We start from the raw sequence: 396 nt of genomic DNA on the forward strand, positions 1-396 counted from the left end.
CTGCCCGCACTTTTAACCGCCGCACTGACTCCGGCAATCGTGGGCTCAATGAAAAAGTGGCTCATATTCAAATCAGCATCAAAACACTGGCTTATCTCACTGACAATTTGCATCGCCAGCAAAGAGTGACCTTTCAGTGCAAAGAAATCATCATAAATACTGATCCGATCAAGCTGGAGTTTACTTTGCCACAACGCTTGAATCTGACGCTCCACGTCACACCTTGGGGCAGTGAAAACCGAGCGGTCAACCGCGCCAGTTAACGCCAGTAGTGCATGACTATCCACTTTGCCATTGGGTGTCAGCGGCATCTCATCTATAAACGTCAGTGTCTGCGGCATCATGTAATGAGGCACTGCCGCTGCCAATGCTTTTCGAAGCGCTACGATGACCTCT

1 protein-coding gene is annotated in these 396 nt (G+C 49.5%); it reads right to left on the reverse strand.

What is annotated here, in order from left to right:
- Positions 1-396, reverse strand: a 396-nt coding sequence (locus tag IY568_RS24510) for a phosphopantetheine-binding protein (protein ID WP_228553570.1), incomplete at both ends; no start/stop codon positions are given.

The organism is Pseudoalteromonas sp. PPB1 (genome assembly GCF_015356275.1).
In the GTDB taxonomy this organism is placed as follows: Bacteria; Pseudomonadota; Gammaproteobacteria; order Enterobacterales; family Alteromonadaceae; genus Pseudoalteromonas; species Pseudoalteromonas rubra_D.